This window comes from Bradyrhizobium sp. NC92 (genome assembly GCF_025200865.1).
Taxonomy (GTDB): Bacteria; Pseudomonadota; Alphaproteobacteria; order Rhizobiales; family Xanthobacteraceae; genus Bradyrhizobium.
Map to the genome: position 1 here is coordinate 5095038 of NZ_CP104171.1, position 12604 is coordinate 5107641.

Consider the following 12604-nt stretch of genomic DNA (forward strand, 5'->3'; position numbering starts at 1 on the left):
CGAAAATGAGCGCGCCGTTAGACCGCCCGGAGGCCTTCCTTCGGCATCTCCCGGATCAGCAGGTCAATATCGCTCTGCTCCAGCGTCTCCTTCTCCAGGAGCTTCTTTGCCGCGCGGTCCAGGATCGGACGCCGCGTGTTCAGTATGCCTTGGGTGCGCTGAAAGACCTGATCTACAGTATCCTTTACCTCGCGGTCGATGGCTGCGGCGGTCTCCTCCGCGTAACCACGCTCGCGAACTGGATAGGGCTGGTCAGGGCCTGCTAGGAAATTGCCGGGCTCGCGGTCATAGGCAACGCTGCCGAGCTTCTCCGACATCCCATAGCGTGTGACCATGCTCCGTGCGATGTCGGTCACCCGGCGCAGATCGTCGGCAGCTCCCGTCGACAGATGACCAAACACGATGAGCTCAGCTGCACGGCCGCCAAGCAGAACGGCCATTTTGTTCTCCAGCTCCTCCTTGGTCATCAAAAATCGGTCCTCGATCGGCCGCTGAATGGTGTAGCCGAGTGCACCGACCCCACGCGGTATGATCGAGACCTTGTGCACGGGATCGACACCGGGCAAGGAAAGCGCGACCAGCGCGTGGCCCATCTCATGAAAAGCGACGATCTCACGTTCCTTGGGATTGAGCAGCCGGTTACGTTTTTCCAGGCCGGCGACCATGCGCTCCACCGCGTTATTGAAGTCGCTCATGCTTACCGCCTCGGCGCCGCGGCGGGTTGCCAGCAGTGCGGCCTCGTTGACGAGGTTAGCCAGATCGGCGCCAGTAAATCCCGGTGTCAAAGCTGCAACCGACTCCGGCTCGACGTCGCCGGCGAGCCGCACCTTTTTCATATGGACCTTGAGTATCTCGATGCGCCCCTTCTTGTCCGGACGATCGACCAACACCTGACGATCGAAGCGGCCGGCGCGCAACAGCGCAGGGTCAAGGATTTCAGGCCGGTTGGTTGCCGCGAGGATGACCAGCCCCGATCGCGAGTCGAAGCCGTCGAGTTCGACCAATAGTTGGTTGAGCGTCTGCTCCTTCTCGTCGTGACCTCCAGCAAACGGACCGATGCCACGCGCTCGGCCAAGCGCATCGAGCTCGTCAATAAAGATAATTGCTGGTGCCTTTTCGTGTGCCTGCTGGAACAGATCGCGCACCCGTGCCGCGCCGACACCAACAAACATCTCCACGAATTCCGAACCCGAGATCGAGAAGAACGGAACTCGGGCTTCGCCTGCAACCGCCTTCGCCAGCAAGGTTTTGCCCGTGCCGGGCGGACCAACCAGCAGCACACCTTTCGGCATGCGACCGCCAAGCCGACCGTAATCGGTGGGATTCTTCAGGAAATCGACGACCTCGCGAAGCTCGTCCTTGGCTTCGTCGACACCGGCGACATCGGCAAGGGTGACGCCCGTGTTGGACTCGACATAGATCTTGGCCTTGCTCTTGCCGATTGCCATCAGTCCGCCGCCAAGGCCGCCGCCTTCAGCCACGCGACGGCCGATGTACCACCACAGCCCGAAGAAAAGCAGCACGGGCATCACCCACGAGAGGAGGTCGCGCAGAAAGGTGCTCTCGATTTGTCCGGTGAAGCGGACGTTGTATTTCTCCAGTTCCTGCGCCACGTCCTGGTCGACACGCGTGGTCACAAATCTCTTCTGGCCGCCCTGCAGGGGCTCCTTGAGTGTGCCCTGCAGGGTGCGATCGGAAATGCCGACCGCATCGATCTTCCCCTGATGCAGTAATTGCAGGTATTCGCTGTAGGGAATGACGGCAATTTGTGTGGCCGTTGCGATAAGATATTGGATGAAGAAGATCGCGAAAATCGCGGCGATGGTATATCCGACATTGAAGCGAGCTTTGTTGGTCATGCAGAAACTCGATGCAAAGGGCCCGGGAGCAGCTTCCTCGAACCGACCGGATAATCGGCGGTTGGCGCGGCACTGCACCAAACACTCTGGCGTGGCATTGGTTTCAACGAGGTCCTGACGGAGCCGGACGCAGCCCCGTCGGGCGATGTCGACTGCGGCAGTCCGCCTGGGCGGAGGCTTCGCCCCTGGTAAGCCGTCGACCGCCACTTTGACTTCTGCGCGTTCGGCCCGCTCGTAGATCTCAACGTCCAGGGGGCGAGTACGCGGAGGGAATGGCTGCCGCACTCGCACGGGCGTGGACGTATCTCGACTGCGGCCGCCGAAAGCGAAATTGAGCAGGCTTTGCACCAGCGGCGGCGGACCTCTCTTGAAACCTAACCAGTGGGTTCTAATTCGAAGAGTGCGGTGCGGATCGCGCTGCACCGGACGCCTGTCGAGGGTCCGGTTTTTGGGCGCCGGACGCGGTGTCCGGCGCTTATAAACCATGTTGCTCAAGTGGAGGATGTGGCTATGACCACCTTTGATTTTGCCCCCTGAGGCGTTCGACCGTTGGCTTCGATCGCGTGTTTGATCTGCTCGAGGATTCCGTCCAATGGACGGCCGACAACTACCCACCTTACAACATTGAGCGGGCCGACCAGGATCACTATCAGATCTCCCTCGCGCTAGCCGGCTTTGCACCGCATGAAATAACCATTACTGCGGAGCAAAACGTACTCACGGTTGAAGGCCGAAAGGCCGATAAGGGAGACCACGAATACTTGTACCAGGGTATCTCCGTGCGTCCATTCCGGCATCAGTTTAATCTCGCGGAGTACGTGCAAGTGAAGCGCGCTTCGTTTGAAGACGGAATGCTCAAGATCGAGCTGGTACGTGAACTCCCCGAAGCGATGAAGCCGTGGCAGATACCGATCCAAGCCGTCAACGACAACCAGAAGCTCCTGAACCAGCAAACGGCCTGAGTTCACTCGCCTGCTAGTCAGCGGGGGTCTCCTCGCTCAGCTACCAGCGTGCACCGAACTGCGGGTGGACGCCTGATGGCAGAGCGAGCTCGCGTGGCCAGATTCAGAGAGAAATACATGAAGAACGCAATCTCAAACGATCCGCAGCAGCTCGAGCGCAGGCTGTTCAAGCTCCTCGAACGTCACGGTGGCGACGGTCGCGCGATCACCCTTGAGAGCCTTGCTGCCAATATTGGCATGCAGCAGCAAGCGAAGGATCTTCTCCTTGCCCTGGCAAACCTCGTCACACGGGGGCTTGTTAAGCGTGCCGGCGACGATCCTATACCTGGCTCGCCTGTTGCATTCCGTCCGGTACGCGCGGCATCGCCGCATGATTTATCGGCTGCCACGAGCGCGGCAGCCGCGATAGTGGCCCGTCCGTTAAAGGCCTCGACCAAGGCAGTTCGTCAAAGCCGTTCACGAGAGAGCACACAGCTGCCCAAAGGCATTGAGACCCTGTATTCGACAGTTTGGCAACGTTGGTAGATCAGCGATGGACGATTATCGCGACCTCATGACGGTTGCTCTGGTGCTGTTCTTCGCGGGTCTCATGTTGGTGGTCGGCCAACTCTATCTCGAACACAGCACCAGACAGGATCTCGGCACGGAGATCGAGCTACCGCATGTGCCGACTTTATCGCCAATCTTGAGTTCGCGTGTGGGCGAGCATTCAGGCCGAACCTTCCGCTAGTGGTCTAGACAAATGTGTATGGTTCAAGGAGCTGGCGTTTATCAGAAACATCGGGGAGTCGAGTCACCTGGAGCGACTCGAACCGCCGACGTCGGTTTTTGTTTTCTCGCTTTGGCCCACGTGACATCTCGGCATTGACGGACGCTGAGCCCTGCTCGCGAGATTACTAGGCATCTTGGACCCTGCGCAGGGTGTCCAGCCTACGCAGCGCACCCGCACTCTATGCGCCAACGCTTTGCGGACGTCGCGCATAGCTCCGACAAAGGACCACCGACGCTAGCCTCCGATGGATCTTTCTTGATCTCTCGGTGCACACGTCGTGCACACGCCAGCCCCTAACCGACTGAAAAGCTTGTACTCTCGCTCCAATCCATCATCGGAGCTACAGAAATGCAGGACTCCCGTCATTTCAAGGATTTACGGGATCCCCTTAGCGGGCCGAAGCACCAATGCGTGCACTCTGAGTTTGCCGAAGTTGCACTCCGCTGTAGTCGCCTTGATCTTTCGGTGCACACGTAGCGCATACGAAATGAGGAGTGCACACGGTCATGACTGCGCTCATCTAGCTGCCGCCTGAAAATTGGTGCGTCCCGGTCCGCCGCGAGAAAACGTTGGGGCATGTACGAGGTCGGCCCGCCCCCGATGTCTCAAGGCCGCAGCATTGGAAGCGCTAAAGGAATCTCTGAGAAACTGCGAAACTATCGCAGGTAGGCCGATCAAGCGAAAATGATCGATATCTTCTTCTTCGACTTCGCTTGCTCACGATGAATTTCGGCTCTTTCAACTATCTCACGATACTCCAAGTTTTATCTGCCTTCTCTAGAGTGACTACCGACCGCCGTGGTTGAATACATCAACGCGGCGCTCTCTTCCCATTCCTACCTCGATTTCGCGGTCACCGACGCTGAAGCTGATGCCAAACGCGCTGTGCTCGCAACTCGGAATGATCGGCGTCGCGAAACGGGAAACGCGCAGCTTGAACGCGCTGAATGTCACACTTAGGAGAAAGGTCATGCCGCGGCGTCCGGCAAAGGTTACGCAAGCAGACCTGGCTCGCGCGATCCGCGCCGCCAAGGAAGCCGGCGCAAGTGCGGTCAGCGTCGATGCAGACGGCGTTATTCGGATTGCACTTACGTCGAGCGCCGCGCCAACCAAGCCCACAACAGGTCTCGACGAAATATGGGTGCCATCGGAGGCGTTGCAGCGCTACCTGAAACGCACCGAAAGCGGGTGAAACGCACCTTATGCAATTGATGCGGAGTCACCGCATCGTTAGACTCCAAGCATTGGTCCACGGAGAAAGCCAATGCTTGGAACAGAAAAACGCGATCCCCGCGCGCCCGGGGACGCGCGAATGTATCTCTACTACGACTATTCCTCACTGGGCGCGCTGCGCTGGTATGTGAAGGTGAGCCGCAAGGGTCGCCGCATCGGGATCAGAGAGGAATATGGAACGCAGGCGTTCGATGCCGCCTATGACGCGGCGGTAGCAGCGCTAGGGGGAGTGATGCGTAAGCGCCGTACTGAGCCCGATCCTCTGGTGCAGCCGGAACGACGCTATGTACAGGCCGATCGCTCGCAGCGTGGACAGACGCGCTATTACGTCCAGCTTCGCAACGGATTGCCGAAGATCAGGATCAAGGCCATCTTCGGCACCAAAGAGTTTGATGACGAGTGTGATGCGGCCATCGTCTCGCAGATCGCGCTTTACGGAGATGCGAGCGATCACATCAACGCGCAGAAGCAGCGCAATGAGCCGCGCGGTGAACTACCTACTCAGCCACCGGTACCTCATACCCTGCGCTGGTACTGGACGCTGTACAGGCAGAGTGATCATTGGCTCGGCAATCTTAGTGTGGGCCACGAGGGGCTCTCGGATGCGACCCGGCTACAGCGCACCGGCCTGGTCGAGTCGCTCCTGCCCGAAAATGGTGAGAAGCCATTTGCCGTTCTGACGCGCAAGGTCATCAAGGCGGAGATGAAGGCGCGCACGCCATCGCAGGCCGGCAATCTGTTGTCGGCGCTGCGCGGCATGATGCGTTGGATGATTGACGAGAGCCACCTTGACGAGGACGACGATCCGACGACTGGATTGAAGTCCGGCAAGGCGAAGGCGAGCCGCGAGAGCGGCGGTTTCGTGCCCTGGACCGAGGATGACATGGCGCTGTATCGCGCGAAGTGGCCGCTCGGCACCGAGGCACGGCTGATGTTCGATATTCTGCACTACACGTTTCTGCGGCTTGGCGATGCGCATCGCTTTGGGCCGCCGCATCTGCGCCAAATCGTGCGCAAGATGGCCGTGCAGATCGCGACCGAGAAGAGCCGAGGCAACACCACCGTCACGGTGCCGGTACATCCGGAGTTTGCGGAAAGTCTGCGGGCAGCACGAGCGGCAGGGATCATCGGCGCAGAAGTATTCACCGGCAAGATGTTGCAGGGACGCATAATGCCGATGAACAAGAAGGCCTGGGCGGCGAAGTTCAAAAAGTACGCTGTCCTAGCGGGCGTCAACGAGCCCAAGAAAAGCTGCCATGGCGTGCGCAAGGCCCGCGCCGAGGTCGCCGCCTACGCCGATTGCACCGAGAGCCAGATGATGGCCATGTTTGGCTGGACCGATCCGAAGATGCCGGCGCATTACATCGCCCAGGCGAATCGGGAAAAGCTTGGCATGAGCGGCATGGATAAGATCATCGCGTTCGATGGGAGCCAATTGCTCGTGGAATTCATGCCGATGCCCGATGCGAACGATGGGGGAACGTCCGACGCGAACAAAGTAGTAACTTTGCGTAGTAACTTTCGCAAAAAAGCGCTGTAAATTCAGACAATTAAGCGTGGGTATGGTGCGCTCGGAGGGACTCGAACCCCCACGGTGTTACCCACTGCCACCTCAAGGCAGCGCGTCTACCAGTTCCGCCACGAGCGCTAGGAGATGCCGGCCTGAGGTCGTTCGGGTGGCCGGATCAGCGGCCGCCGATCTAACAAATCCATCAGGGGGATACAAGCCTGCAAAGACCTTGAATTCCACAAGCTTGGCAGGAATTCTCACCTGCCCGGATCGGCCCTATCAAGGCCCTGGCGCCAATGGCGTGCCCTACCGGGTCCCCGGCGAGCGCGGCAGCATCTGCTTGACCTCGACGGCGATTCGGTTGCGGTCGACCAGCACGACGCCGGAGGCGACCGGCAGGTTATTGGCGAGCACCTTGACCTCGTCGGCCTCGGTTGCGTCCAGCTCGATGATGGCGCCGCGGGAAAGACGTAATACCTGATGGATCGGCATGGTGGTGGTCCCGAGGACGACCATGAGATCCACGGTGACTTTGTCGAGAGTGGGCACTGTCAGGACCGCCGCAACTTGGGACTTACGCCAAAGGACTTGGCATTTGCTCCTGATCATCACCACGTTATGGTTAGCCAATGGTTAATTCGTCCCAAAACCCCGGCCAAGAACGGCGTCAGGACCAGCGTCAACACCTCGATTTGACGTCGTTTTCCGCCGCGGGCGGCGAAGTCGTCGAATGGCGGATTTCGGACGCTCCGGTGCCCTATCCGGAGGCGGTGGCGACCATGGAGGCGCGCGTCGCGGCGATTGCCGCGGGCGAGGCGCCGGAATTGGTCTGGCTGCTCGAGCACCCCCCGCTCTACACGTCGGGCACATCGGGCAAGGAGAGCGACCTGCTCGAAGCCCGATTCCCGACCTTCGCGACGGGGCGCGGCGGGCAGCTCACCTATCACGGGCCCGGCCAGCGCGTGGCCTACATCATGCTCGACCTCAAGCGCCGCCGGCCGGACGTGCGCGCCTATGTCGCGAGCCTGGAGGAGCTGATCCTGAAGACGCTGGCCGCCTTCAACGTCCGCGGCGAACGGCGCGAGGACCGGGTCGGCGTCTGGGTCAGACGCCGCGACAAGGGGCCCGAGCACGAAGACAAGATCGCGGCGATCGGCGTCCGCCTGAAGCGCTGGGTCTCGTTTCACGGCATCGCCATCAATGTCGAGCCGGAGCTGTCGCATTTCGCCGGCATCGTGCCCTGCGGCGTCGTCGACCCCCGCTACGGCGTCACCTCGCTGGTCGATCTCGGCCAGCTCGTGACCATGGCCGATGTCGATATCGCGCTTCGGCAGGCGTTCGAAGAGCTGTTCGGACCGACCCGCGCGCTGCTGCCGGAAGCGGCCGTCTAATACTTTTTTCTGTTTGAGCTGACCGCGCACGCTCTCCGCCCCTGGCGGAATCAGCTACGCTTCATTCCGGTGTCGCCCACGCCTCCCCCCCTCCGCCGGGAAAGCAGACCTCATGCCGGGCGAGTTGATCATCGGCCGACTGTTCGAGCGCCAGGCATAAGGAGGGGTTGCGTTCCATGCTCGCAATGGGAGGTTTTGACGATGAAACTGTCTGCACCCATCTACCATCTGAAGCGCACGGCCAAGCGCCTGTCCCGCGAGGCCGGCATTCCGCTCCACGACGCGCTTGACCGCGTCGCTGCGACGGAAGGGTTTTCCGCCTGAAGCATGCTGGCGGCAAAGGCAGCACGGACTCCGGCGAGCAAACTGTTCGCGCAATTCCGTCCGGGCGATCTGGTGCTGGTCGGGGCGCGTCCCGGGCAGGGCAAGACGCTGATGAGCCTCGAACTTGCCGTCGAAGCCATGAAGTCCGGCCATCGCGCCGCATTCTTCTCGCTCGAATATACCGAGGAGGATGTGCTGGCGCGTCTGCGGGTCATCGGAGCGGAGCCGGCGCAGTTCGACAAGCTGTTCGAGGTCGATTGTTCGGACATCATCAGCGCCGACTACGTCGTGAAACAGATGGCTTCGGCGCCGCGCGGCACGCTCGTTGTGATCGACTATCTGCAACTGCTCGACCAAAGGCGGGAAAATCCGGATCTGACCGTTCAGGTCCGCGCGCTGAAATCGTTTGCGCGCGACATGGGGCTGATCGTGGTCTTCATCTCGCAAATCGACCGGTCCTATGATCCCGCGGTCAAGCCCTGCCCCGATCTCGGCGATGTCCGCTTGCCGAACCCGCTGGACCTGAAGCTGTTCGACAGGACGTGCTTCATCAACAACGCCGAAGTGCAGTTCCGCGCCGCGAGCTGATGACGTCGGGCCGCGGGTGAGATCGTTCACCCGCGGCCGGCAAGGTCATGCCGCCTGCAGCGCAACCTCGAGCTTGCCGGCGATATAGCGCCGCTCCTGGGTCAGGCCGCCAAAGCCGTAGGCGTCGCCCTTGACCTCGTCGACATGCAGGTAAGTCTCGGGATGCAGCGGGCCCAGGATCTCGGCCATCCGCTTGAACATGGCGGCGAGATAGGCCGCCTTCTCGTCCTTGGTGTTGGTGCCCTCGGTGACGTGGATGTCGATCCAGTAGCTTGCGAGCTTCTGCTCGGCGAGCGACTTGCCGCCGGCGAACCAGTCGCCGGCATCGACCGACTTCACGATGATGGCGGTCACCTTGGGGTCCTTATGCAGGATCTTTGCGGTCAGCTCGGACACCGCATTGGCGATGTCGGCTTTCAGCGACGGCGACTGGCGGGACGAGGTGTAGGACACGGTGATCAGCGGCATGGTGGTTCTCCCTAAGATGCCACGCGACGTGCGCGGCGTTGGTGAGAAGCTAGACCTGCAGGCGTCATTTTGGTATCTTATCCCTGTTGATATCAATGATAACGATCTCTAATGACAGCCACACTCGACATCGCCACCGTCCAGGCCTTCCTGCTGGTCGCCGACCTCCAGAGCTTCACCCGTGCCGCCGAGGCGCTCGGCACGACGCAGGCGGCTGTCAGCCTGAAGCTGCAGCGGCTGGAGACATTGCTGGGCAAACGCCTCGTCGAGCGTTCGCCGCGCGCGGTCCGGCTCACCGCCGACGGCGCAGCCTTCCTCGATCGCGCCCGCGCGCTGATGGAGGCGCATGATCGCGCGCTGTCGGGCGAAGCTTCAGCCGCGCAGTCGCTCTCGCTCGGCATCTCCGATCACGCGGCGGGCCCCGAACTGGTGCCGCTGCTCGAACGGCTGCACGCGATGTCGTCAAACCTCACCCTCGCCGTCACCATCGGCTTCTCGCGCGAGATGCAGGATGCTTACGACGCGGGCGAGTTGGACGCCGTGATCGTGCGCCAGGAAGGCAGTCGCCGCGGCGGCGAGAGGCTGGCCGAGGACGAGTTTGGCTGGTTCGCGTCACGCCGCTTCACCCTGCCGAAGGGTGAGCCGCTGCCGCTCGCAACACTCGCCCCACCCTGCGGTGTCCGCGCCGTCGCCGTGCGCGCGCTCGACAAGGCCGGCCTTGTCTGGCGCGAGCGCTTCGTCGGCGGCGGCGTCACGGCAGTGGTCGCAGCAGCCCTTGCCGGGCTTGCGATCGCGCCGCTGGCGCGGCGGATCGCGCCGGCAGGGTTGGTCGACATCGGTCCTGCGCAAAAGCTGCCGAAACTCGGCAGCTCCAAGGTGATGCTGCATTCGAAGGTCAGCGATCCCGCCAAGCTGGCGGCGCTGCGTGCGGTGGCGGCGACGTTTCGGAGCGTGGCGACCGCCTAGCGAAACCACTGACCTTCCTCCCGGCGTATCTGCCAGCGACGAACCAATAGACAAGTCCCGCGGAACCGCCGGCGAGAACAAACGCGTCGCCGAACGAGCCGGCGACCTGGAACAGCAGCGCGCAAAACAGCGATCCAATCGCGGCGCCCGAAGCCGCGTAGAACAATAGGGATCGGATGCGCAGCCGTTCGGCGAGCCAGATCACCGCGCCAGCCGGAAGCCCCGTTAACGTGCAGACGACAAGCAGCGTCAGCGGCAGCACGAAGATGAGCATCAAGGCGATGCCCACCAGTTGTCCAGCGCTATTCATGGCTCCAATGAAGATGGCCAGTATGATGGAATGCAGGACCGCAGATGCGGCCACGCATCCGCGGAACCAACCGTTCACAGCGCGAGGACATTCATCGCAGGACATGATACAACCTCACAAAATTGCCTCGAACGCACTGCGCAGCGTCTCGTGCCGAAAGACAAAACCGCGGCTCAGCGCCTTGTTCGGCAGCACGCGCTGGCCGCCGAGCAGGAGCTCGTCGGCAAAGCCGCCGCCAATCCGGCGGAGCAGGCCGCCGGGGATACGAAACACCGTGGGCCGGTGCAGGCGGCGGCCGAGTTCTTCCGTGAATTTTGCATTGGTGACGGGGATCGGCGCGGTGGCATTGACGGGACCCGCCAGATCCGGCGTCGCGATCACATAGGCGATCAGGCGGATCAGATCGTCGCGTTCGATCCAGGACATCCACTGCCGCCCGGTGCCGAGCGGCCCACCGAGGCCGAACTCGAACGGCGTCAGCATGCGCGTGATGAAGCCGCCTTCGGTGCCGAGCACGAGGCCGATGCGCAAATACACCACGCGCACGCCAAGCTCCTCCGCCGGCCGCGCCGCTGCCTCCCAGGCCGCGCACAGCTCGTGGCTGAAGCAGGCGTGAGATTTGGCCGATTCCGTCAGCACCTGGTCGGCCCACAACCCGTACCAGCCGATCGCCGAGCCGCTGATCAGTACCTCTGGCTTGCGCGCGAGCCGCGCGATCAGTTTGACGATATCGCCGGTCATGTCGATGCGCGAGCCGATGATCTTGGCGCGCTTCGCTTCGGTCCACAGGCCGTTGCCGATCGGCTCACCGGCGAGGTTGACGATGGCATCGATCTGCGTGTCCGAGGCGAGCTGATCGAGGCTCGTGATCAGCGTCACCGGCGGCGGCAGCATCTCGGCTTTCGCGGGATTGCGGATCAGCGCGATGACGTGGTGCCCTGCCCCGCTGAGGCTTGCCGCAAGCCGGCTGCCGATGAAGCCGGTGGCGCCTGATATCAGCACGGTCTTGCGGCTGGGTAGCTTTTCAACAAGCCCGGCCGCCGGCACGCTTCGCATGCGGGCGAGCCGGTGCACCGCCGTAAAATCCCTGACGCCGCACAGCGCAGCGCCGAGTGCGCAGGCGGTCGCGGCGATGCTGAGCAGACCCTGATAGACGACGGTCACGCCGACGGGCTGCATCGCCCAGGCGATCAGCACGGGCAGCAGCAGCACCAGGATGGCGCCGTAATTGATCGCAAGCAGCGCGTGATTGATGCGCTCGCTCGGCGGCAGCTTGCGGCTCAGATCCTCCTCGACGAAATCCATCAAGGTGATGACGATCTCGGCGACCAGCACCGCGACGATCAAGACCGCCAGCACGCCGTGAACCTCGAGCCAGCCGAGCACCAGGAACAGCAGCGCATAGAGCATGTTGCGGATGCCGTGCAGCTTCAGCTCGAAGCGCTGCGACGGCCGCCAGGCCAGGCGCTCGGTGAATTCGTGGTGATAGAAGGTGTCGAACACACCCATCACGATCTGGATGGCGATGAGTGTCCACAACAGCGGCGTCATGATACGGCCTCCCTGAACAGGACGGACTGATGGATCAGCGCGCCGTGACGCGGGTGAGTGACGTCGAGGGTGAAGCGGAAAGCGCCCTCGCCGAGATCTCGATGCGTCACGATCAGCTCGCCCGGCGTCAACCAGCGCGGCAGCGGAAGCCACAGGCGTCCAAGCTGAAGGCCGTAGCCGGCGCTACGAAAGATCAGCACCTGATCCTCGACCGCGATGCGCAGCGCCATCGATACGCCGAAGCCGACATATTCCTCGAGCCCCGTCGGACCGGCAAAACGCTTAGCGGAATGGATCACCTGCGGAAAGCCGCGCTTGCGCGCGCAGATGCGCGTCCAGGTCTGACCGCCGGTCGCGCCGTCCTCGGTGACCGTGACGATCATGGGCACACCGATGTCGCGGCCGGTGGGCAATGGTCCGCCGATCAGGCGCGCGGCCTGCGCGAACCACCAGCCGAAATCGCTGAAGGCGAGCTCGTCGACCACGCCGACATAGACGACACTGTCGCCGTCGGCAACGCGTTTCGAGAAGCGCCGCCAGGTCGCGAGCGGCAAGCGGCCCCAATCCTCGTCCGACAGCAGCGCGCGGAAGCGGCGGTCGTCGAGCAGTCTCGTGTGAGCGGAGGTCGATGCGTTGGATCCTGATAGTCTTGCCGACGTCATCGCACCCT

12 protein-coding genes, 1 tRNA gene and 2 pseudogenes are annotated in these 12604 nt (G+C 62.2%); 8 read left to right on the forward strand and 7 right to left on the reverse strand.

What is annotated here, in order from left to right; translation table 11 throughout:
• Nucleotides 1-17 precede the first annotated feature (17 nt).
• Nucleotides 18-1859 carry an ATP-dependent zinc metalloprotease FtsH gene (ftsH, locus tag N2602_RS23940; RefSeq protein WP_232955833.1) on the reverse strand — a complete coding sequence of 614 codons (1842 nt, stop codon included), beginning with the start codon at nt 1857-1859 and terminating at the stop codon, nt 18-20.
• A gap of 510 nt (nt 1860-2369) precedes the next feature.
• Between ftsH and N2602_RS23945 the strand changes: the two are divergent.
• From N2602_RS23945 to N2602_RS23965, 5 genes and pseudogenes are all read left to right on the forward strand, one after another.
• A pseudogene (locus N2602_RS23945) lies at nt 2370-2821 on the forward strand (Hsp20 family protein).
• 117 nt (nt 2822-2938) lie between these two features.
• Complete coding sequence (locus N2602_RS23950; RefSeq protein ID WP_260379660.1) at nt 2939-3346, forward strand: hypothetical protein; 408 nt, start codon at nt 2939-2941, stop codon at nt 3344-3346.
• A 7-nt stretch (nt 3347-3353) separates the two neighbouring features.
• Nucleotides 3354-3551, forward strand: a complete 198-nt coding sequence (locus tag N2602_RS23955) for a hypothetical protein (protein WP_232955830.1) — start codon at nt 3354-3356, stop codon at nt 3549-3551.
• Nucleotides 3552-4464: 913 nt separating this feature from the next.
• Nucleotides 4465-4785, forward strand: coding sequence for a hypothetical protein (locus tag N2602_RS23960; protein WP_260379661.1), 321 nt, complete (start codon nt 4465-4467; stop codon nt 4783-4785).
• A 120-nt stretch (nt 4786-4905) separates the two neighbouring features.
• Nucleotides 4906-6366 carry a tyrosine-type recombinase/integrase gene (locus N2602_RS23965; RefSeq protein WP_260379662.1) on the forward strand — a complete coding sequence of 487 codons (1461 nt, stop codon included), beginning with the start codon at nt 4906-4908 and terminating at the stop codon, nt 6364-6366.
• A 23-nt stretch (nt 6367-6389) separates the two neighbouring features.
• Here the strand turns inward: N2602_RS23965 and N2602_RS23970 are convergent.
• A tRNA-Leu gene (locus tag N2602_RS23970) sits at nt 6390-6474 on the reverse strand.
• A gap of 168 nt (nt 6475-6642) precedes the next feature.
• Entirely contained in the window at nt 6643-6885 is a 243-nt protein-coding gene (locus N2602_RS23975; RefSeq protein WP_018647371.1) for a FliM/FliN family flagellar motor switch protein, read from the reverse strand.
• Between the two features lie 80 nt (nt 6886-6965).
• On the opposite strand from N2602_RS23975, the gene lipB reads away from it, so the two are divergent.
• Both lipB and N2602_RS23985 read left to right on the forward strand, forming a co-directional pair.
• Nucleotides 6966-7727 (forward strand): lipoyl(octanoyl) transferase LipB, encoded by a 762-nt coding sequence (lipB, locus tag N2602_RS23980; RefSeq protein WP_260379663.1) that lies wholly within the window; start codon nt 6966-6968, stop codon nt 7725-7727.
• Nucleotides 7728-7928: 201 nt separating this feature from the next.
• A pseudogene (locus N2602_RS23985) lies at nt 7929-8639 on the forward strand (DNA helicase).
• Between the two features lie 45 nt (nt 8640-8684).
• Here N2602_RS23985 and N2602_RS23990 read toward each other — a convergent pair.
• Nucleotides 8685-9107, reverse strand: coding sequence for a 4-oxalocrotonate tautomerase family protein (locus tag N2602_RS23990; protein WP_260379664.1), 423 nt, complete (start codon nt 9105-9107; stop codon nt 8685-8687).
• Between the two features lie 111 nt (nt 9108-9218).
• On the opposite strand from N2602_RS23990, the gene N2602_RS23995 reads away from it, so the two are divergent.
• Entirely contained in the window at nt 9219-10073 is an 855-nt protein-coding gene (locus N2602_RS23995) for a LysR substrate-binding domain-containing protein (RefSeq protein ID WP_260379665.1), read from the forward strand.
• Here the strand turns inward: N2602_RS23995 and N2602_RS24000 are convergent.
• Genes N2602_RS24000 through N2602_RS24010 form a run of 3 tightly spaced genes read right to left on the reverse strand, consistent with a single transcriptional unit; the run spans nt 10003 to nt 12596 of the window.
• A complete protein-coding gene (locus tag N2602_RS24000; protein ID WP_260379666.1) occupies nt 10003-10488 on the reverse strand; it encodes a hypothetical protein in 486 nt (161 codons plus the stop codon). The genes N2602_RS23995 and N2602_RS24000 overlap by 71 nt on opposite strands.
• A 9-nt stretch (nt 10489-10497) precedes the next feature.
• On the reverse strand, nt 10498-11934 hold the full coding sequence (locus N2602_RS24005) for a TIGR01777 family oxidoreductase (RefSeq protein WP_260379667.1): 1437 nt from the start codon (nt 11932-11934) through the stop codon (nt 10498-10500).
• A complete protein-coding gene (locus N2602_RS24010) occupies nt 11931-12596 on the reverse strand; it encodes a DUF4166 domain-containing protein (RefSeq protein ID WP_260379668.1) in 666 nt (221 codons plus the stop codon). The genes N2602_RS24005 and N2602_RS24010 overlap by 4 nt, the downstream gene beginning before the upstream one ends.
• Nucleotides 12597-12604 lie beyond the last annotated feature (8 nt).

Bases quoted from the DNA above. Each gene is read 5' to 3' on its own strand.
- ftsH (WP_232955833.1), bottom strand. From the start codon at position 1,859: ATGACCAACAAAGCTCGCTTCAATGTCGGATATACCATCGCCGCGATT.
- N2602_RS23950 (WP_260379660.1), top strand. From the start codon at position 2,939: ATGAAGAACGCAATCTCAAACGATCCGCAGCAGCTCGAGCGCAGGCTG.
- N2602_RS23955 (WP_232955830.1), top strand. From the start codon at position 3,354: ATGGACGATTATCGCGACCTCATGACGGTTGCTCTGGTGCTGTTCTTC.
- N2602_RS23960 (WP_260379661.1), top strand. From the start codon at position 4,465: ATGCCAAACGCGCTGTGCTCGCAACTCGGAATGATCGGCGTCGCGAAA.
- N2602_RS23965 (WP_260379662.1), top strand. From the start codon at position 4,906: ATGTATCTCTACTACGACTATTCCTCACTGGGCGCGCTGCGCTGGTAT.
- lipB (WP_260379663.1), top strand. From the start codon at position 6,966: ATGGTTAATTCGTCCCAAAACCCCGGCCAAGAACGGCGTCAGGACCAG.
- N2602_RS23990 (WP_260379664.1), bottom strand. From the start codon at position 9,107: ATGCCGCTGATCACCGTGTCCTACACCTCGTCCCGCCAGTCGCCGTCG.
- N2602_RS23995 (WP_260379665.1), top strand. From the start codon at position 9,219: ATGACAGCCACACTCGACATCGCCACCGTCCAGGCCTTCCTGCTGGTC.
- N2602_RS24000 (WP_260379666.1), bottom strand. From the start codon at position 10,488: ATGTCCTGCGATGAATGTCCTCGCGCTGTGAACGGTTGGTTCCGCGGA.
- N2602_RS24005 (WP_260379667.1), bottom strand. From the start codon at position 11,934: ATGACGCCGCTGTTGTGGACACTCATCGCCATCCAGATCGTGATGGGT.
- N2602_RS24010 (WP_260379668.1), bottom strand. From the start codon at position 12,596: ATGACGTCGGCAAGACTATCAGGATCCAACGCATCGACCTCCGCTCAC.